General features: G+C 61.5%; 16 protein-coding genes. 10 read left to right on the forward strand and 6 right to left on the reverse strand.

The annotated features are described in order from the left end of the window. The first annotated feature begins 61 nt into the window (after positions 1-61). Positions 62-475, forward strand: a complete 414-nt coding sequence (gene arfB, locus CAF73_RS17065; RefSeq protein ID WP_085703326.1) for an alternative ribosome rescue aminoacyl-tRNA hydrolase ArfB — start codon at positions 62-64, stop codon at positions 473-475. On the opposite strand, the gene CAF73_RS17070 is transcribed toward arfB, so the two are convergent. The 6 genes from CAF73_RS17070 to phhA form a co-directional block, all read right to left on the reverse strand. Beyond that, positions 472-1,659 (reverse strand): MFS transporter, encoded by a 1,188-nt coding sequence (locus tag CAF73_RS17070; RefSeq protein ID WP_176247745.1) that lies wholly within the window; start codon positions 1,657-1,659, stop codon positions 472-474. The two genes, arfB and CAF73_RS17070, sit on opposite strands and share 4 nt — an antisense overlap. Before the next feature lie 95 nt (positions 1,660-1,754). Continuing rightward, positions 1,755-1,937: a hypothetical protein gene (locus CAF73_RS17075; protein WP_085699525.1), complete on the reverse strand. Its 183-nt coding sequence runs from the start codon at positions 1,935-1,937 to the stop codon at positions 1,755-1,757. Between the two features lie 74 nt (positions 1,938-2,011). Further along, a complete protein-coding gene (locus CAF73_RS30490) occupies positions 2,012-2,143 on the reverse strand; it encodes a hypothetical protein (RefSeq protein ID WP_256574703.1) in 132 nt (43 codons plus the stop codon). Between the two features lie 335 nt (positions 2,144-2,478). After that, entirely contained in the window at positions 2,479-3,672 is a 1,194-nt protein-coding gene (locus CAF73_RS17080; protein ID WP_085703328.1) for an amino acid aminotransferase, read from the reverse strand. Continuing rightward, entirely contained in the window at positions 3,672-4,028 is a 357-nt protein-coding gene (locus tag CAF73_RS17085; RefSeq protein ID WP_003222798.1) for a 4a-hydroxytetrahydrobiopterin dehydratase, read from the reverse strand. Before CAF73_RS17085 ends, CAF73_RS17080 begins: the two co-directional genes overlap by 1 nt. Positions 4,029-4,137: 109 nt before the next feature. Then, complete coding sequence (phhA, locus tag CAF73_RS17090) at positions 4,138-4,929, reverse strand: phenylalanine 4-monooxygenase (protein ID WP_039765515.1); 792 nt, start codon at positions 4,927-4,929, stop codon at positions 4,138-4,140. Positions 4,930-5,253: 324 nt separating this feature from the next. Between phhA and CAF73_RS17095 the strand changes: the two genes are divergently transcribed. The 9 genes from CAF73_RS17095 to CAF73_RS17135 all read left to right on the forward strand — a co-directional run bounded on the left by CAF73_RS17095 (position 5,254) and on the right by CAF73_RS17135 (position 19,236). Continuing rightward, positions 5,254-6,813 carry a sigma-54-dependent transcriptional regulator gene (locus CAF73_RS17095; protein WP_085699521.1) on the forward strand — a complete coding sequence of 520 codons (1,560 nt, stop codon included), beginning with the start codon at positions 5,254-5,256 and terminating at the stop codon, positions 6,811-6,813. Between the two features lie 319 nt (positions 6,814-7,132). Continuing rightward, a complete protein-coding gene (locus tag CAF73_RS17100; protein WP_007958343.1) occupies positions 7,133-7,873 on the forward strand; it encodes a flagellar basal body rod protein FlgF in 741 nt (246 codons plus the stop codon). A 45-nt stretch (positions 7,874-7,918) separates the two neighbouring features. After that, the gene (flgG, locus tag CAF73_RS17105; RefSeq protein ID WP_007958342.1) at positions 7,919-8,704 is read left to right on the forward strand and encodes a flagellar basal-body rod protein FlgG; all 786 of its coding nucleotides are present in this window, start codon (positions 7,919-7,921) and stop codon (positions 8,702-8,704) included. Between the two features lie 53 nt (positions 8,705-8,757). Beyond that, positions 8,758-9,453: a flagellar basal body L-ring protein FlgH gene (flgH, locus tag CAF73_RS17110; RefSeq protein ID WP_085699519.1), complete on the forward strand. Its 696-nt coding sequence runs from the start codon at positions 8,758-8,760 to the stop codon at positions 9,451-9,453. A 27-nt stretch (positions 9,454-9,480) separates the two neighbouring features. Next, positions 9,481-10,569, forward strand: coding sequence for a flagellar basal body P-ring protein FlgI (locus tag CAF73_RS17115; RefSeq protein ID WP_011333019.1), 1,089 nt, complete (start codon positions 9,481-9,483; stop codon positions 10,567-10,569). Positions 10,570-10,580: 11 nt separating this feature from the next. Further along, positions 10,581-11,873, forward strand: coding sequence for a flagellar assembly peptidoglycan hydrolase FlgJ (flgJ, locus tag CAF73_RS17120; RefSeq protein ID WP_085703329.1), 1,293 nt, complete (start codon positions 10,581-10,583; stop codon positions 11,871-11,873). 21 nt (positions 11,874-11,894) lie between these two features. Beyond that, positions 11,895-13,940, forward strand: coding sequence for a flagellar hook-associated protein FlgK (gene flgK, locus CAF73_RS17125; protein ID WP_085699512.1), 2,046 nt, complete (start codon positions 11,895-11,897; stop codon positions 13,938-13,940). Between the two features lie 13 nt (positions 13,941-13,953). Continuing rightward, entirely contained in the window at positions 13,954-15,525 is a 1,572-nt protein-coding gene (locus CAF73_RS17130) for a flagellar hook-associated protein 3 (RefSeq protein WP_085703330.1), read from the forward strand. Between the two features lie 117 nt (positions 15,526-15,642). Beyond that, positions 15,643-19,236, forward strand: coding sequence for a glycosyltransferase (locus CAF73_RS17135; RefSeq protein WP_085703331.1), 3,594 nt, complete (start codon positions 15,643-15,645; stop codon positions 19,234-19,236). Positions 19,237-19,413: the final 177 nt, after the last annotated feature.

The following is a 19,413-nucleotide window of genomic DNA, read 5'->3' on the forward strand; positions in this document are numbered from 1 at the left end:
AAGTGCCGGGTTTTTTGTGCTTTCGCGGTATCCTGCGGGTTCTGAATACGGACGCTTTTCCATGCTGGTGATTTCCAACAACGTGCATCTGCCGGATGCCGAGATCGAACTGACGTACATCCGTGCCCAAGGGGCGGGCGGGCAGAACGTCAACAAGGTCTCCAGCGCCGTGCATCTGCGCTTCGACATTCGCGCCTCGTCCTTGCCCGAGTTCTACAAGGAACGGCTGCTGGCGCTGCGCGACAGTCGCATTACCAGTGACGGGGTGCTGATCATCAAGGCCCAGCAGTACCGCACGCAGGAACAGAATCGCGCCGATGCGCTGGAGCGTCTGACCGAGCTGATTCTCAGCGCCACCAAGGTCGAGAAGAAGCGCCGGCCGACCAAGCCGACGCTGGGCTCAAAGAAACGTCGGCTTGAATCAAAGACCAAGCGCGCCAGCATCAAGGCCGGGCGCGGCAAGGTGGATTTCTAGTCTTCGCGGTATTTCGCCGTGTGGCGGTAGAGATAGACGCTCAGCGCCAGACCGCTCAGCGCCGCGAGGGCGGCGAACAGGAAGATCGAGGCAAAACCGAAGCCCGCCGCAATCGCTCCCGCCAGTGGTCCGGTGATACCCAGCGACAAGTCGATGAACAACGAATAGGCCCCGACCGCTGCGCCTCGGCTGGAGGCCGGTACCAGGTTCACCGCTTCCACGCCCAGCGCCGGGAACACCAGTGAGAAACCGAAACCGCTCAATGCCGCACCGGCCAATGCCCAATGCGCGTCCGGCGCCAGCCACAGCAACAACAGGCCCAGGGTTTCCACCGACAGGCAGGCAATCGCCACGCGAAAGCCGCCGAGGCGGTTGATCAGGTTGCCGAACAGCAGTCGCGCACCGATGAAGCTGGCGCCGAACAGGCTCAGGCACAGCACGGCGTTGTCCCAGTGCTGCGTGGCGTAATACAGGGTGATGAAGGTGGCAATGGTGCCGAAGCCGATCGAGCCCAGCGCCAGTCCGCAGCCGTGGGGGAATACCCGCCCAAGCACATGCATGAATGGCAGGCGCTCGCCGGCCACGATCGGCGCGGCGGTTTTCGGCCAGGCCAGCAACAGCCCCAGCGTGGCCAGCAGCAGAATGCTCACGCCCATGCTCCACAGACCAAAACGGCTGACCAGCCATACCCCCAGCGGCGCACCGACCGCCAGTGCGCCGTAACTGGCAATGCCGTTCCACGAGATGACCTTGGCGGTGTTGGCGGCACCAACGCGGCCGATGCCCCAACCGATCGAGCCTGAGCCAACAAGACTTTCCGCACTGCCCAGCACCAGACGGCCGGCAAACAGGCTGATCAGGCTCAGCAACGGCAGGTTGGGCGTCCATGCCGAAATCAGCATGAACACACCGCTCAAGCCACAACCGGCCAGACCAATCATCACCGCCCGTTTGCTGCCCTGGTTGTCGATGATCTTGCCGGCATACGGACGGCTGAGCAGGGTGGCGAGGTATTGCACGCTGATCACCAGCCCGGCGATGACCGCGCCGAAGCCCAGGTCACTGTGGACATAACCTGGCAGCACCGCCAGCGGAATGCCGATGTTCAGGTAGCCGATGAAGGTGAACAGGACGATGGAAACGACTTGCAACGTGACTGCCAGCGGGCGCTGGGGTTCTGGCATAGAGGACGACATGAATTACGATCCACGGGAAGAGCAGAATAGATAGGCTGCTCATGATACCGATGCGGACGCGTCTGGGGCGGGGAAAAGTAAAACTATTTGGCCGGGGCGACCAATTGCGTGGTGACCAGTGCGGCCAGTGCGTTTTCTTCGCTGCCGAAACGGGCGAGCAGTGCAGCCTGTTTCTCGGGCGAGAGACGGCTCCAGATCTCGATCATCTTCTCGGTGGCGCCGATTAGGATTTCAGCCTGTTGTTCGTTAAAGGTTTCGTCGGTCATGGCAGGCTCAGGTTTCAGGCAGTGTGGAAAGCGCATGTTAGCGCTTTCCACACGGTCTGTACGGCGGGTGTTGCTTACTCTTCGCTGTCGGCCGGACGGCTCTCGGCGGCTTCTTTCGGCTCGGGCTGTTGGGCACCGGCTTGTTGCGTGGTCGTCTGCTCAGGTACGTGCAGGCTTGGGAAGGGGAGATTCGGAATCTCGTGCATGGTTGCGCTCCTCGCTAAGTCTGTTGATAGATCTGGTAGATCCGCGCTTTCAGAAAGCCTGCGCAGGATACAGCAGGAAAAGTGACAAACAGATTTTTAAATCCATCTGTTTCGACGGGCGGGATTGTCTAGACAAGTGCGACAGGGTGACGCAGGGCAAGTGTGGGGGCGAACCTGCTCGCGATGAGTGCGCCAGATCATTCCCACGCAGAGCGTGGGAATGCAGCCGGGACACTCCGCGCCCCTGCCAAAGCGTACGCGGAGCGTCCATTGAGGCATTCCCACGCTGAGCGTGGGAACGATCAACGTGGGAGTGAGCAGGATCAGCGGGCGGGTTATTTGCAGACGTTGGCGATCGCTTCGGCCAGCAGGTCAAGACGCGTTGCATCAATCCCGGCGACGTTGGCCCGGCCCGAGCTGACCATGTACACGCTGTGATGCTCGCGCAGGTTTTTCACCTGTTCCGGCGACAGGCCGGTGTAGGAGAACATCCCGCGCTGCACGCCAATGTGCGCAAAGCGCTCGCGCAGACCGTGCGGCTCGAGCGCTTCCACCAGGCCGCTGCGCAACTGGGCGATGCGCAAGCGCATGGCTTCCACTTCGTCGGCCCAGCGGCGTTTCAGCTCCGGGTCGGCGAGGATCGTGGCGACGACAGCTGCGCCGTGATCCGGTGGCGTCGACCACAGGTTGCGGGCAATGTGCGCCAGCTGGCTGCGGATGTCGATCAGCTTGTCAGCGGTTTTCGCACTGACGATCAACGCACCGGTGCGGTCGCGGTACAGGCCGAAGTTCTTCGAGCAGGAACTGGTGATCAGCAGCTCGGGCAGCTCGGCCGCAAACAGTCGGGTCGACCACGCATCCTGCTCCAGACCGTCGCCAAAGCCCTGGTAGGCAAAGTCGATCAGCGGCAGCAAATCGCGGCGGCGCACCACCTCCAGCACCCGCTGCCAGTCTTCGTGATTCAGATCGAAGCCGGTCGGGTTGTGACAGCACGCGTGCAGCAGCACCACATCGCCCTTCGGCACTTCGTTGAGCACGGCGAGCATTGCCTCGACGTCGAGGCGGTTGTCGCTGCCGACGTACGGGTAATGGCTGATCTTGACGCCGGCGGCCGCGAAAATCGTTTCGTGGATCGGCCAGGTCGGGTTACTCAGCCATACGCCCTTGCCCGGCAGGCATTGCGCGATGAAGTCCGCTGCCAGACGCAGGGCGCCCGTGCCGCCCGGGGTCTGGGTGGCGCCGGCACGTTGCTCGGCGATCAGTGCCGAATCGGCACCGAGCACCAGCTCGTTGATGACTTTGCCGAACAGTGGATTGCCGTGGCCACCGATGTAGGTCTTGGTGTCCTGGCTTTCGACCAGCCGCGCTTCGGCGATTTTCACCGCCTCGGGGATCGGCGTCAGGCCCTGGGCATCCTTGTAGACGCCCACGCCGAGGTCGAACTTGCGCGGGTTGGAATCCTGCGCGTAGGCCTCCATCAGGCCGAGGATCGGGTCGCCGGGCACCCGGCCGATGGCGTCGAAGTGCATTACTTGCGTCCTTCTGCGGTCTTGGCCACTTCGTCAGTGCGTGCGGCCATGATGAAGTCGTTGCGGTGCAGGCCCTTGATCGAGTGGCTCCACCAGGTCACGGTGACTTTGCCCCACTCGGTCAGCAGGCCCGGGTGATGACCTTCGGCCTCGGAGATCTCGCCGACGGCGTTGGTGAACGCCAGGGCGTGCTTGAAGTTCTTGAACAGGAAGACTTTTTCCAGCTGCATGATGCTGTCGCGTACTTCGATATTCCAGTCAGGGATCTGCTTGATCAGGATCGGCAATTCTTCATCGCTGACTTGTGGGGCATCGGCACGGCAGGCTTCGCAGTGGGCTTGGTTCAAAGTGGACATGGTGGACTTCCTGAAATCTGAAGGTGTTTTTTATATTGGCGGTCAATGTCGCCACGCTAAACCAAAGTGGCGACGACTGACAGACTCACTTGTAAGCAAAAGTCGCGGGTCACGCGGCTTTTGGTTTTGGCGGAAACTTAGGTGCGTGCAGACCCAGCTGCATGCCTTGCTTGACCATGGCCATGATGTCTTCGTGGGCCAGGTCGAACAGGCGCTTGAGGTTCGGCAGGACAAAATACAGCGGCTGCAGGATGTCGATGCGGTATGGGGTGCGCATGGCTTCCAGCGGATCGAAAGCCTGATGCTCGGGCTCGTCCGACAGCGAATAAACAGTTTCTTTTGGCGAGGACAGGATTCCGCCGCCGTAGATGCGTTTGCCTTGCGGGGTGTCCACAAGGCCGAACTCGATGGTCATCCAGTACAGGCGCGCCAGATAAACGCGTTCTTCCTTGGTCGCCTGCAGGCCGAGTTTGCCGTAGGTGTGGGTGAATTCGGCGAACCACGGGTTGGTCAGCAACGGGCAGTGGCCAAAGATCTCGTGGAAAATGTCCGGCTCTTGCAGGTAGTCCAGTTCTTCACGGGTGCGAATAAACGTGGCCACCGGAAACTGCTTGCTGGCGAGCAATTCGAAGAAGGTCTGGAAGGGGATCAGCGCGGGGACGCGGGCGACCTGCCAACCGGTGGTCTCGCCGAGCACCTTGTTGATCTCGCCCAGTTGCGGAATGCGGTCGTGGGGCAGACCGAGTTTTTCGATACCGTCCAGGTATTCCTGGCACGCACGCCCCTCGATCACTTTCATCTGGCGGGTGATCAGCGTGTTCCACACCGCGTGCTCTTCGGCGGGGTAGTCGATAAAACCTTGCGCATCGGGCTCGCGGGCCACGTATTGCGTCTGCTTCATACTGCTCTCCTGCGAGGGGAATTTCGTTCTTGTTATGTCCTTCGATGGACTGAGAAATACCCCGGAACGTTCGTTGTTGCAGCAGGTTGAAGATCGGGCGAGTAGGAAAAGTCTCTATAATTCGTAAAATTTTCGTTACGCTTCGGGCGATGCGTCGTGTTTGTGCCGACTGCCGGGTTTGAAAAGGTCGATGGCTGTCACATAATCTTGACGACTATTTGCGCGCCCAGGCAGAAAAAGAGCCCAAGGTGCGCGGCAAAAACCTGTTGGAGCAAGCTCGCTCTCGCAGGGATTGTGTCAATCCTTTCTTTGTCGGGCCTTTATATGCGTATCAAAGTCCACTGCCAGAACCGCATCGGCATCCTGCGCGACATCCTCAACTTGCTGGTGGAGTACGGGATCAACGTCGCCCGGGGCGAGGTCGGCGGTGAGCACGGCAACGCGATCTATCTGCATTGCCCGAACCTGATCAACATTCAGTTCCAGGCGCTACGACCCAAGTTCGAGGCCATCGCCGGTGTGTTCGGCGTCAAGCGGGTAGGGCTGATGCCCAGCGAACGGCGGCATATGGAGTTGAATGCGCTGCTCGGCGCGCTCGAGTTTCCGGTGCTGTCGATCGACATGGGCGGTTCCATCGTCGCGGCCAACCGGGCGGCGGCGCAGTTGCTCGGGGTGCGAGTGGACGAGGTGCCGGGAATTGCACTGTCGCGTTACGCCGAAGATTTCGACCTGCCGGAGCTGGTGCGCGCCAATAAATCGCGAATCAATGGCATGCGGGTCAAGGTCAAGGGCGACATCTTTCTGGCCGACATTGCGCCGCTGCAGTCGGAGCACGACGACAGCGAGGCCATGGCCGGTGCCGTGCTGACCTTGCACCGGGCGGATCGTGTCGGCGAGCGCATCTACAACGTGCGCAAGCAGGAGTTGCGTGGCTTCGACAGCATCTTCCAGAGCTCGAAAGTGATGGCGGCGGTGGTGCGCGAAGCACGACGCATGGCGCCGCTGGATGCGCCACTGCTGATTGAAGGTGAAACCGGCACCGGCAAGGAATTGCTGGCGCGGGCCTGTCACCTGGCGAGTCCGCGTGGTCAGTCGCCGTTGATGGCGCTCAACTGCGCGGGCCTGCCGGAGTCGATGGCCGAGACCGAGCTGTTCGGCTACGGCCCCGGTGCCTTTGAAGGGGCGCGGGCCGAAGGCAAGCTCGGGCTACTGGAACTGACGGCGGGCGGCACGCTGTTCCTCGATGGCGTTGGCGAAATGAGCCCGCGCTTGCAGGTGAAATTGCTGCGCTTCCTGCAGGACGGCTGCTTCCGTCGCGTGGGAAGTGATGAAGAGGTTTACCTGGATGTGCGGGTGATCTGTGCAACCCAGGTCGACTTGTCGGAGCTGTGCGCACGCGGCGAGTTTCGCCAGGATCTGTATCACCGCTTGAACGTGCTGTCGCTGCACATTCCGCCACTGCGCGAATGTCTCGACGGTTTGACGCCGCTGGTGGAGCACTTTCTCGATCAGGCCAGCCGGCAGATCGGTTGCCCGCTGCCGAAACTGGCGCCGGCGGCGATGGACCGGCTCAGTCACTACCATTGGCCGGGCAACGTGCGGCAACTGGAGAACGTGCTGTTCCAGGCGGTTTCGCTGTGCGACGGCGGCACGGTCAAGGCTGAGCATATTCGCCTGCCGGATTATGGTGTGCGTCAGCCGCTTGGCGATTTCTCCCTCGAAGGCGGGCTGGACGAGATTGTCGGGCGCTTCGAGAAAGCGGTGCTGGAGCGACTGTATTCCGAACACCCGAGCAGCCGGCAACTGGGTAAGCGGCTCGGGGTTTCGCACACCACGATTGCCAACAAGCTGCGTGAATACGAAGTCGGCAAGGCGGAGTCATAGCCTGCAGATGTATGTCTGTTATGGCCTCTTCGCGAGCAAGCTCGCTCCCACAGTAAAGCTTCATTTGGCGGCAGACCTTGTGGGAGCGAGCTTGCTCGCGAAGGCGGCGCTATAGGCAGTGAAAAGGTAATGCCTTGCCACATGGCGGCATGACACCGCCGGTTTTTCGTCTTCGATACATTTCCCTCCTTCCCGCAAAATCCCTCAAGTCCTTTGTTTACCGGGCCCTTGGCCGCCAGAAAAAAGTTGGTCTGCAAATTGCTTATGGCTCAGCAGTACAGCGGTGGGCGGCAAACGTCCGGCATGCAGAGGAAAGAGTGTGGACAAGTACCTTTATGTGGCAATGACCGGCGCCAGCCAGAACGCACTGGCGCAAAAGGCTCATGCCAACAACCTGGCGAACATCTCCACCAATGGTTTTCAGCGCGACCTGGAGCAGGCGCGTTCGATGCCGGTGTTTGGTGACAGCTTTCCGGCGCGTGCGTTTGCCATGAGCGAACGGCCCGCCACCGACTTCACGCCGGGCTCGCTGGTGCAGACCGGACGCGACCTCGACGTCGCCGTGTCGGGCAACGGCTGGATCGCCGTGCAGAACCCTAATGGCGGGGAAAGCTACGTGCGCACCGGCAGCCTCAATATCGATGCCCTCGGCGTGTTGCGTGCCGGCAACGGCATGCCGGTCATGGGCAATGGCGGGCCGATCGCCGTGCCGCCGGAACAGCAGGTGGAAGTCGGTGAAGACGGCACCATCAGTATCCGTGCGATGGGCGAAGGTCCGCGCGTCATGGCCGAAGTCGACCGGATCAAGCTGGTCAACCCGGACATCAAGAACATGAACAAGGGCCTGGACGGTTCGATTTACACCAAGGACGGCCAGCCTGCGCCGGCCGATGCCAACGTCAAACTGGTGTCGGGTTTCCTGGAGTCGAGCAACGTCAACGCCGTGGAAGAAATGACGTCGGTGCTGGCCCTGGCCAAGCAGTTCGAATTGCACGTCAAGATGATGAACACCGCCAAAGACGATGACCAGGCCATGGCTCGGGTCTTGCAGATCAGCTAATTATCAGAACGTCGCGCCGTAAAACAGGCGCACGAGGAGAATCGAATGCTTCCGGCTCTATGGGTTGCCAAAACCGGTCTGTCCGCCCAGGACACCAACCTGACCACCATTTCCAACAACCTGGCCAACGTGTCGACCACGGGTTTCAAACGTGACCGCGCCGAATTCCAGGACCTGCTGTACCAGATCAAGCGTCAGCCAGGCGCCCAGTCGACCCAGGACAGCGAACTGCCGTCGGGTCTGCAGGTGGGTACCGGTGTGCGCATCGTCGGCACCCAGAAAAACTTCACCGCCGGTAGCCTGCAGACCACCGAGCAGCCGCTGGACATGGCCATCGACGGTCGCGGTTTCTTCCAGATCCTGCAGCCGGACGGCACCACTTCCTATACCCGTGACGGTACTTTCCACCTCGACTCCAACGGTCAGATCGTCAACGCCAGTGGTTTCGCCCTGGAGCCGGCGATTGTCATCCCGAACAACGCCCAGACCTTCACTGTGGGCCGTGACGGCACTGTGTCGATCACCGTTGCCGGCAACGCCGCTTCGCAAGTGATCGGCAACCTGCAAACCGCCGACTTCATCAACCCGGCCGGTCTGCAAGCGGTGGGCAACAACCTGTTCCTGGAAACCGCCGCTTCCGGTGCACCGCAAGTCGGTACTCCGGGCCTGAACGGTTTCGGTACGACCCTGCAGAACACCCTGGAAACCTCCAACGTCAGCACCGTGGAAGAGATGGTCAACATGATCACCACTCAGCGTGCGTACGAGATGAACTCCAAGGTGATCTCCACCGCCGACCAGATGCTCTCGTTCGTAACGCAGAATCTGTAATCAAGTCTATGAGGCGGCCATGAGGTCGCCTGCAACACCGTGAGGTAAGGGTCATGAAGCGCTTTGTATCTGTTGTGGCATTGAGTGGGGTCGTCTCGCTCGCGGGCTGCGTCGCCCCGACGCCCAAGCCCAATGATCCTTACTACGCCCCGGTGTTGCCGCGCACACCGTTGCCTTCGGCCGCCAACAACGGCTCGATCTATCAGGCCGGTTTCGAGCAGAACCTGTACAGCGACCGCAAGGCGTTCCGGGTCGGTGACATCATCACCATCACCCTGAACGAGAAGACCCAGGCCAGCAAAAACGCCAACTCGCAGGTGGCCAAGAACAGCAAGACCGGCATCGGCCTGACGTCGCTGTTCGGCGGCAGTGGCACCACCAACAACCCGTTGGGCGGTAACGATCTGAGCCTGGACGTCGGCTACAGCGGCGACCGCGCAACCAAGGGCGACAGCAAGGCCGCACAGGGCAACACCCTGACCGGCTCGATCACCGTGACCGTCGCCGATGTCTTGCCCAACGGCATCATCGCCGTGCGTGGCGAGAAGTGGATGACCCTCAACACCGGCGACGAGCTGGTGCGGATCGCCGGCCTCGTGCGCGCCGATGACATCGCCACTGACAACACCGTGTCGTCGACCCGGGTTGCCGATGCGCGCATCACCTACTCGGGCACCGGTTCGTTCGCCGATGCGAGTCAGCCAGGCTGGTTCGACCGTTTCTTCCTCAGCCCGCTGTTCCCTTTCTAGGTGGCTACGTTGAATTTCAAGAGCCTCATGCTCGCTGCGGCGTTGATGTCCGCAGCCTTTGGTGCCCACGCCGAGCGGCTGAAAGATATCGCCAGCATCTCCGGCGTGCGTTCCAACCAGTTGATCGGCTATGGCCTGGTGGTCGGCCTCAACGGCACCGGCGACCAGACCACGCAGACCCCGTTCACCCTGCAGACCTTCAACAACATGCTCTCGCAGTTCGGTATCAAAGTGCCGCCGGGATCGGGCAACGTGCAGCTGAAAAACGTCGCGGCGGTGTCGGTCAGTGCCGATCTGCCGGCGTTCGCCAAACCGGGTCAACAGGTCGACATCACCGTGTCGTCTATCGGTAACTCCAAGAGCCTGCGCGGCGGCACTCTGTTGCTGACTCCGCTCAAGGGTATCGACGGCAACGTCTACGCCATCGCCCAGGGCAACCTGGTGGTCGGCGGTTTCGATGCCGAAGGTCGTGACGGTTCGAAGATCACCGTCAATGTTCCGTCGGCCGGTCGCATCCCTGGCGGTGCGTCGGTCGAGCGTTCGGTGCCGAGCGGGTTCAACCAGGGCAACAGCCTGACGCTGAACCTCAACCGTTCCGACTTCACCACCGCCAAGCGCATCGTCGACAAGATCAACGACATGCTCGGCCCTGGTGTCGCCCAGGCCATCGACGGTGGTTCCATTCGTGTGACCGCGCCGCTCGATCCGAGCCAGCGTGTCGACTACCTGTCGATCCTGGAAAACCTCGAAGTCGATCCGGGTCAGGCGGTGGCGAAAGTCATCATCAACTCGCGTACCGGCACCATCGTCATCGGCCAGAACGTGAAGGTATCGCCAGCCGCCGTGACCCACGGCAGCCTGACCGTGACCATCACCGAAGACCCGATCGTCAGCCAGCCGGGTCCGCTGTCCAACGGCCAGACCGCCGTGGTGCCGCGCTCGCGGGTGAATGCCGAACAGGAAGCCAAGCCGATGTTCAAGTTCGGCCCGGGCACCACCCTCGACGAGATCGTGCGGGCGGTGAACCAGGTCGGCGCAGCGCCGGGTGACCTGATGGCGATCCTCGAAGCACTGAAGCAGGCCGGCGCGTTGCAAGCCGACCTGATCGTGATCTGAGGACCGCGACCATGGATATGCGCAAAAGCGGTCTGGTCAGCAGCAGCGATTCGGGCTCGTACTCCGACCTCAATCGCTTGAATCAACTGAAGGTCGGCGACAAGAACAGCGATGCGAACATGCGCAAGGTCGCGCAGGAATTCGAATCGCTGTTCCTCGGTGAAATGCTCAAGTCGATGCGTTCGGCCACCGAGGCGCTGGGCCAGGACAACCCGCTCAACACGCCGGCCGCCAAGCAATACCAGGAAATGTATGACCAGCAACTGGCGGTCTCCATGTCCCGCGAGGGCGGTGGCATTGGCCTGGCCGACGTGCTGATAAAGCAGATGTCGAAGAACAAACCGATGGCGCCGGGCGAGGCTGCGGCCGCGTCCGCTGCCAAGCAGCAGGAAGCGCTGGCCAGGGCCGCTGCGGTGGAAACGCCGATTGCCGCTGGCACCGTGGCCACCCATGGCCCGTTGTCGCGACTCAATGGCGAGCGTCCGTTGTGGGCGTCGCGTTCGGTGCATGCGCCGAACACCGAACTGACCCATCGCAACGACATGGAAATGATCAACCAGCGTCGTCTGGCGTTGCCGCCGAAACTGGCGGATCGCTTGCTCGCAGGCCTGGTGCCGTCGGCCACGCCGGCAGCGGCCACTCAATTGCCGCAACGCACCACGACTGCCGCTGTCACCGGTTCCGGCCCGCTGTACAACGGCGACTGGCTGGCCCGCGCCGAGGCGGACAAGGCCTCCGGCGGACAGATGCAGATTTACGGTCGCGCCATGGCGCAGATTCCGCTGGCGCCGGCCAAACGCGCGTTCAGCAACGCTGACCAATTCGTCAACACCATGCTGCCGATGGCGCAGGAAGCCGCCGCACGCATTGGCGTCGATCCGCGTTATCTGGTGGCTCAGGCTGCGCTGGAAACCGGTTGGGGCAAGTCGGTCATGCGCGCCCAGGACGGCAGCAGCAGTCACAACCTGTTCGGCATCAAGGCCAGCAGCAACTGGAAGGGCGATTCGGCCCGGGCGATCACCAGCGAATTCCGCAATGGGCAGATGGTCAAGGAGACGGCCGAGTTCCGTTCCTACGCCTCGTACAAGGACAGCTTCCACGATCTGGTGACTTTGCTGCAGAGCAATAATCGCTATCAAGATGTGCTCAAGGCGGCCGATAACCCAGAACAGTTTGTACGCGAATTGCAGAAGGCCGGTTATGCGACCGACCCGAACTACGCGACGAAGATTTCGCAGATTGCCAGGCAGATGACGGTCAATCAGAACTACGCTGCGGCCGGCGTTTCAACAACGCCCTTATAAACACAAGGTAAGGTTTGAATCATGAGTTTGCTCAATATCGGGATGTCGGGGCTGGCCGCGAGTTCGTCTTCTCTGGCTGTGACAGGTAACAACATTGCCAACGTCGACACCGCCGGTTATTCGCGTCAGCAAACCGTGCAGGGCACCAAGTCCTCGATTCAGTACGGCAACGTGTTCATCGGTACCGGTACGACCCTCGCCGACGTGCGCCGGGTGTACAACTCCTACCTCGAATCGCAGCTGCACACCGCCACCTCGCTGAGCAGCGAAGCCGACGCCTATGGCGCGCAGGCGACAGCACTGGACGGCTCGCTGTCCGACACCAACACCGGCCTGACCGGCGTGCTGCAGAAGTTCTTTACCTCGATGCAGGGCGTATCGACCTCGGCCACCGACGACACTTCGCGTCAATCGGTGTTGACCGGCGCGCAAGCCCTGACCAGCCGCTTCAACGCACTGGCCAAGCAGCTCAACGACCAGAACACCACGATCAACGGCAACCTTGGCGACATGGCGGCCCAGGTCAACAAACTGGCCACCTCGATTGCCAATCTCAACCAGAAGATCGGCGAGATTTCCACCAGCGGCGGCCAGCCGAACGATCTGCTCGACACCCGCAACGAAGCCGTGCGTCAGCTCTCACAGTTGGTCGGCGCGCAGGTCGTCGAGCGCGGCACCAGCTTCGACGTTTACGTCGGCAGCGGTCAGCCGCTGGTTGTCGGTAACACCACCAACACCCTGAGCACCGTGCCGAGCAAGGATGACCCGTCGCGCATGGGCATCCAGATGGACCGCGGTTCGAGCACCATCGACATCACTTCAGTGATCAGCGGTGGCGAAATCGGCGGTCTGCTGAGCTATCGCAAGGAAGTGCTCGACCCGTCGCTCAACGAGCTGGGCCGCGTGGCGCTGGTGATCGCCGATCAGGTCAACCGTCAGCAAGCCCAGGGCATCGACAAGAACGGTGACTTCGGCGCCGCGATTTTCAACAACATCAACAGTGCCGCGCTGATCAGTCAACGCAGCATTGCCCAGGCGAGCAACAGCGCAGGTTCGGGCAACCTTGACGTCACCATCAGCGACACCGGCAAGCTGACCACCAACGATTACCAGGTCACTTTCACCAGCGCGACCAACTACACGGTCAAGCGCTCGGACGGTACCGACATGGGTTCGTTCAGCACCACGACCACGCCGCCTCCGGTCATCGACGGCTTCACCCTGGCCCTCAATGGCGGTGCCCTGAGCGCCGGCGACACCTTCAAGGTGACCCCGACCCGTGGCGCGGCCTCGAGCATCCAGACCGTGCTCACCGACCCGAAAAAAATCGCGGCGGCGGCACCGTTGACCGGCGTGGCCAGTGCCAATAACTCCGGCACCTACACCCAGCCGACGCTCACCGACACCATCGACATCTACAACCCGACCTCCCAGGCCGAGTTGCAGAACGCGCTCAAATATTCGACCCCGGTCAAGCTGGTGTTCGGCGCGGTCGCCAGCGGCAGCCAGTCGTACAACATGGTCGACGCCAAGGGCAACACCATCGGCACCGGGACCATCGTGCCGGGGCAGGCCAACACCCTGAACCTGAAGATCGGCATGGTCGACTCCACCGGCGCGCCGGTGATGGACACCAGCGTCACGCCGAACGTGCAGAAAACCTTCACCGTGCAGACCACCGTGGGCGCAACCCCGAAGGCCGGCGAAACCTTCACCATGAGCCTGACCGGCGCGGCGTCTTCGGACAACCGCAACGCCCAGGCGCTGGTCGGCCTGCAGACCAAGCAGACCGTGGATACCGGTTCGGGCAGCAAGGGCATCAGCCTGACCGACGCCTACAACAAACTGGTGACCAACGTCGGTACCAAGGCCGCGCAAAGCAAGTCCGACATCGAAGCCACCACAGCCATTCTGGATCAGGCGCAGGGCGCGCGTGATTCGCTGTCTCAGGTCAACCTGGACGAAGAGACCGGCAACCTGGTCAAGTATCAGCAGTACTACACAGCGTCTTCGCAGATCATCAAGGCTGCGCAGGAAACCTTCGCCACGCTGATCAACAGTCTTTAAGGAGTCGTAATTCATGCGCATTTCCACCGCTCAGTATTACGCGACGCAAGCTGCTCAATATCAGCGCAACTACAGCAAGGCTGTCGCGACCGCGAACGAAGCCAGCAGCCTGCAGCGCATCAACACCGCCGCCGACGACCCGATCGGTGCCGGTCGCTTGCTGAAGCTCGGCCAGCAGGCCGCGATGCTCGATCAGTACAAAGGCAACATCGATACCACCAAGAGCGCGCTGACCGTTCAGGAATCCACGCTGACGGCTATCACCGATGCCTTGCAGCGCGCCAAGGAAATCGGACTGGCAGCCAACAACGGCATTGCCACCGACAAGGACCGCCAGGCTTACGCCGCCGAACTGAGCCAGATCCAGCAACAAGTGCTGGGCCTGATGAACTCCAAGGATGCCAACGGCAATTACCTGTTCTCCGGTTCGAAGACCGATACCGCGCCGTACTCGCAGAACGCCGATGGCACCTACGCCTACAACGGTGACCAGACCCAGATCAACCTGGGCATTGGCGACGGCCTGTCGGTGGCCACCAACACCACCGGTTGGGATGCTTTCCAGCAGACGATCAATACCGCCCGGACCCAGACCACCATGACGGCTCCGGCGGTCGATGACGGTCGTGTGGTGCTGACCAACGGGATCGTCGGCACCGCTGCGACTTACAACGCGAAATTCACCGCCGGCCAGCCGTACACCGTGGATTTCATCAGCAGCACTCAAATCAAGATCACCGATGCCCTGGGCAATGACGTGACTTCCGAGGCCAGCCAGAACGGTCTGATCAGCAACAGCAACGGCGCCAACCAGACGGTCAGCTTCCGTGGCGTCGACATGAAGCTGAACATCAACCTCAAGGCCGGCGATACCAACCCGGACGCGGTCATTGCCGGTCACAGCTTCCAGCTGTCGGCTTCGCCGGACTCGTTCACCGCTTCGCGCAGCCCGGGCAACCCGTCGACCGCGGTCATCACCGGTTCCAGCGTCACCAACCAGGCAGCCTACGACGCCGCCTTCCCGTCGGGCGGCGGCGCAGTCCTGAAGTTCACCAGCGCCACCGCGTTCGACCTGTACGCGGCGCCTGTCACTGCCGACAGCAAGCCGATTTCGTCGGGTACCGTAGCGGGCGGCAACGCCACGGCAGCGGGTGTGACCTTCGCCCTCGGTGGCACGCCGGCGGCCGGTGACCAGTTCTCGATCCAGTCCAACAACCACCAGACCCAGAACGTGCTCGACACCTTGGGCCAGATGGTCACGGCACTGAACACCCCGATCGACGGTGATCCGGTGGCCAAGCAGAAATTCCAGGGTGCCATGGAAGCCGGCCTCGGCAACATCGACAGCGCCGCCAACCAGATCGGCAGCGCGGTAACCTCCATCGGTGCCCGCGGGCAGTCGCTGGATGACCAGAGCACCACCAACCAGAGCCTGCAGCTGGCAAACTCCACCACTCAGGGCACGATCCGTGATTCGGATCCGGCCGAAGTGATGACCCGCCTGACCTTGCAGCAGACCATGCTGCAGGCCTCGCAACTGGCGTTCAGCAAAATCTCTCAGTTGGGCCTGTTCAACAAGATCTGAAGCCAGAGCGGGCGCGCAAGCGCCCGCTTGCTCTGATCGCTCTGTATCAATCGTCTTTTTTTGCGGTTTCAAAGGGCTCGCTGTTCCGGGCGGGTTCCCGCCGCTTGCGAGTCCGCCGTGAATTCACTCCCCCTTGTCAGTCTGGTCATTCCTTCCTTCAACCCGCGCTTTTTCGAGCGGACATTGAACAGTGCCGTCAGCCAGACTTACAGCCCTCTGGAGATCATCGTCTGCGATGACAGCCGGGGGTCCGAGATCGAACGTATCGTTGCGTCGGTCATCAAGGAGTCCGGCGTCGAGGTGCGCTACGTGCGCAATCCGCGCACCCTGGGAATGATCGGCAACCTCAAGGCATGCCTGAGTCAGGCGCGGGGCGAGTTCATCAAGTTCCTGTGCGACGATGATCACTTGTATGCCGACTGCATCCGGCAGCAGGCCCAGGAGATGATGCGTGAGGAGGTGAGCCTGGTGCTGGCCCAGAGACTGTTCTGGGATGCGCAGGACATCATCCTGCCCGCGCGCCTGGAAAACACCTCGTTGTCGCCACATAGCGGGCTGTTCAAGGGCGACGATCTGCTGGGCATCTTCGAGAAGTTCCCGGTCAACGTCCTCGGTGGCTTCACCAACGCGTTGTTCCGGCGTTCCGACGTTGAAGAGCTGTTGCCGGCCCTGACTCAGGACGGGCACTGCTTTGTCGCGTCGCTGGATTTTGCCCTGTATGTCTGCCTGCTGCGGCGCGGCAACCTTGCCGTGTCCAACAACGTACTCAGCGCCGAGCGGTTATACCCGGAGCGCCTGAGTGCGCAACAGCCGATGAAGGATGCCCTCGAAGTCGAGCGTGAGTGGATGACGCAGATGCTCAAGGCCCGCAGCGGCGAGTCGGCACCTGCACCGGGCTGGGTTCGTTACATTCCACTGGCCAAGGCCGACGAACAGCCTCGGGTGTGGGAAGAGTTGCCGCTGAGTCGCACCCTTGGCACCAAGCAGAGCCGTCAGGAGTGGAGCGTCGGCATCGACAGCTGGAGTTTTGCCGAGCTCTATGCGCAGTGGCTCGGCTGCCGGGTGCTGACCGAAGGTCAGCGCACATTGCTGCCGGAAACCCTCGCCGGCTGGTCGCATCAGCCACGGATCGTGCCGATCGTCATCGACCGGCAGGGCAGCCGTGACGGTGTCGAACGCACGCTGGCGTCGCTTGCCGCTCAGGATTATCCACCAGAGCTGATTCTGGTCCTGTCTGCCTCGTGTACCGATACCGAACTCGACGGGCGAGTGTTTCGCATGCCCCTGCAAGACGACGGCATGGAGCAGATCAATACGCTGCTGCCGCAACTGGAGGGAGCCGACTGGTTCTACCTGCTGCAGGCCGGCGATCGTCCGGTGGCCCCGGCGTTGCTGATCATGGCCGAGCGCATCGTACATTTCCCGTCGCTCAAGTGCCTGTACAGCGACGAGGGCAGTTTGCGTAACGGGGAGTCGGCAGAGCCTGCGTTCAAACCGGATTTCAACCTCGACCTGATGCGCAGCTACCCCTATGTCGGGCGGGCACTGGCATTCGAGCGCGAGCGTTTTCTGGCACTCGGTGGTTTTGCTCCTGAATTCGCTCAGCTGGCGCCGCACGATGTGCTGTGGCGACTGGTCGAGAAAGATGGCACCCAGGTTATCGGCCACATCGCCGAGGTCATGCTGGAGTCGCCTTTCGACCTGTCCAAATGGCTCATGGACCCAGGCGTCATCGAACAGAATCCGCGCGTGCTCGAAGCGCATCTGCAACGGCTCGGGCTGGCCCATGACATTCGCAGTGGCAGCTCCGAGCTGCTCAATCGCGTCGACTATCATCACGCACGGCGTCCGCTGGTCTCGGTCATTATCGTGACCAAGGATCAGACTGCCGCCTTGCAGCGCTGCGTCGAGACGCTGCTGGAAAAAACCGCCTACACCGAATACGAGCTGTTGCTGGTCGATAACGGCAGCACCAGTGCCGAAGCGCTGGCCTGGCTGGACGGCATGGCGCAGTTGGGCAGCGATCGGGTTCGCGTGCTGAATTTTGCGCAGCAGGGCAACGCAGCCGCCACGCTCAACTTTGCGGTAGGTCAGGCACGCGGTGAGTACGTGCTGATGCTCAATTCCTTTGCAGTCATCACCCAGTCCGACTGGCTGGACGAACTGCTCAATCATGCGCAGCGCCCGGAAGTCGGAGTGGTCGGCGCCAAGATCTACAATCCGGACGGTTGCGTGCTGCATGCCGGCCTGATTCTGGGCATGCAGGGTGCCGTGGGATTGCCCTTTTATGGTCAAGCGTTGCAGGCAGACGGGTACATGTTCCGCTTGCAGGCGGTGCATGACCTGAGTGCTGTCGGCGGTGATTGCCTGATGATTCGCAAGGCCGTTTTCGAGGCTGCCGACGGGCTCGACGAGCAGGACCTGGCGCAGGCCCTCAATGTGGCGGATCTTTGTCTGCGTGTGGGGCGGGAAGGTTATCTGGTGGTCTGGACGCCTTACGCCAAGCTGGCGCTGGGTGCGCGGCCAACGATCGAGGCTACGGCAGAAGAGCAGCAACAGCAGTTTCAGGAGCACGAGACGTTCTACAAGCGCTGGTTGCCGCTCATCGCGCGCGATCCTGCGTTCAACGTCAATCTGGCGGTGCAAGGTGTTGGCGCTTCCAGCTTCAGTCTGGAGCCGGGCCTGCGTACCGGTTGGAGCCCGTTTTTGCGCACGCAGTTGCCAAACGTACTGGCGGTACCGATCAACGCTTCCGCCATCGGTCACTACCGCATCAGTCAGCCGATGATCGAGCTTGAGGCGGCCAATCGTGCCGAAGGACGGATCTGCTACGGCTTGCCTTCGATCATCGATATCGAGCGCCAGTCGCCCGACGTGATCGTATTGCAAGGGCGCTACTCGGAAGGTGCCATCGAGGAAATTCCACCGTTGAAAAACTTTTTCAACGCCCGGCGGATCTACGAGCTCGATGACTATGTCATCGATGTCCCTCATCGCAACGCGCATATCCGCAACATGCCGAACAAGCACGAAATGGAGCGGTTGGTGCGGCGGGCAATCGGTCTTTGCGATCGTGTGGTGGTGTCTACCCAGCCGCTGGCCAATGTCCTGTCGAACATGCACCACGACATCCGGGTCGTACCGAACATGTTGTCGCAGCATTTGTGGACCGACCTGCGCAGCCAGCGTCGCACCTCGAAAAAGCCGCGCGTTGGCTGGGGTGGCGGCACCAGTCACCACGGTGATCTGGCGGTCATTGCCGATGTGGTTCGCGAACTGGCGAACGAGGTCGACTGGGTGTTTTTCGGCATGTGTCCGGACGACTTGCGTCCGTACATGCACGAGTTCCACGGCGTGATCCCGCTGGATGTGTATCCGGCGAAACTGGCCAGCCTCAACCTTGACCTGGCCCTGGCACCGCTGGAGTTCCACATCTTCAACGACTGCAAGAGCAACCTGCGTCTGCTGGAGTACGGCGCATGCGGCTACCCGGTGGTCTGCACCGATACCGAGGCCTATCAGGGTTACCTGCCGTGCACCCGGGTCAAGACCAATTCCACCGAGGAGTGGCTGCAAGCGATCCGTATGCACCTGGCCGATCCGGATGCCAGTTACCGCATGGGGGATCAACTACGTGAAGTCGTACTGCGCGACTACGTGCTGCGCGGCGACAACCTGCGGTATTGGGAAAACGGCTGGCTGGCGGACTGACCGGCACTGCTGGAAAAGAGGCGACTATCGAGTCGCCTTTTTTGCGTCTTCAGCATTCCATTGGTATCGGTATCGATACTTTTTCACCGCAGAGCCTCAAGCACTGGGATTTCCCTGTCGATACTTCTCTATTCGCTGACCTCGGACGGTGGCTGCTGGCGTGATCGGCTTGTGCCC

Source organism: Pseudomonas sp. B15(2017) (assembly GCF_002113215.1).
In the GTDB taxonomy this organism is placed as follows: domain Bacteria; phylum Pseudomonadota; class Gammaproteobacteria; order Pseudomonadales; family Pseudomonadaceae; genus Aquipseudomonas.

What these genes read in the sequence shown, in the direction of transcription:
- CAF73_RS17095 (WP_085699521.1), top strand. Translation starts at nt 5,254, where the DNA reads ATGCGTATCAAAGTCCACTGCCAGAACCGCATCGGCATCCTGCGCGAC.
- flgH (WP_085699519.1), top strand. Translation starts at nt 8,758, where the DNA reads ATGAAGCGCTTTGTATCTGTTGTGGCATTGAGTGGGGTCGTCTCGCTC.
- CAF73_RS17075 (WP_085699525.1), bottom strand. Translation starts at nt 1,937, where the DNA reads ATGACCGACGAAACCTTTAACGAACAACAGGCTGAAATCCTAATCGGC.
- phhA (WP_039765515.1), bottom strand. Translation starts at nt 4,929, where the DNA reads ATGAAGCAGACGCAATACGTGGCCCGCGAGCCCGATGCGCAAGGTTTT.
- CAF73_RS17070 (WP_176247745.1), bottom strand. Translation starts at nt 1,659, where the DNA reads ATGCCAGAACCCCAGCGCCCGCTGGCAGTCACGTTGCAAGTCGTTTCC.
- CAF73_RS30490 (WP_256574703.1), bottom strand. Translation starts at nt 2,143, where the DNA reads ATGCACGAGATTCCGAATCTCCCCTTCCCAAGCCTGCACGTACCTGAG.
- flgK (WP_085699512.1), top strand. Translation starts at nt 11,895, where the DNA reads ATGAGTTTGCTCAATATCGGGATGTCGGGGCTGGCCGCGAGTTCGTCT.
- CAF73_RS17130 (WP_085703330.1), top strand. Translation starts at nt 13,954, where the DNA reads ATGCGCATTTCCACCGCTCAGTATTACGCGACGCAAGCTGCTCAATAT.
- CAF73_RS17085 (WP_003222798.1), bottom strand. Translation starts at nt 4,028, where the DNA reads ATGTCCACTTTGAACCAAGCCCACTGCGAAGCCTGCCGTGCCGATGCC.
- arfB (WP_085703326.1), top strand. Translation starts at nt 62, where the DNA reads ATGCTGGTGATTTCCAACAACGTGCATCTGCCGGATGCCGAGATCGAA.
- CAF73_RS17115 (WP_011333019.1), top strand. Translation starts at nt 9,481, where the DNA reads ATGCTCGCTGCGGCGTTGATGTCCGCAGCCTTTGGTGCCCACGCCGAG.
- CAF73_RS17080 (WP_085703328.1), bottom strand. Translation starts at nt 3,672, where the DNA reads ATGCACTTCGACGCCATCGGCCGGGTGCCCGGCGACCCGATCCTCGGC.
- flgJ (WP_085703329.1), top strand. Translation starts at nt 10,581, where the DNA reads ATGGATATGCGCAAAAGCGGTCTGGTCAGCAGCAGCGATTCGGGCTCG.
- flgG (WP_007958342.1), top strand. Translation starts at nt 7,919, where the DNA reads ATGCTTCCGGCTCTATGGGTTGCCAAAACCGGTCTGTCCGCCCAGGAC.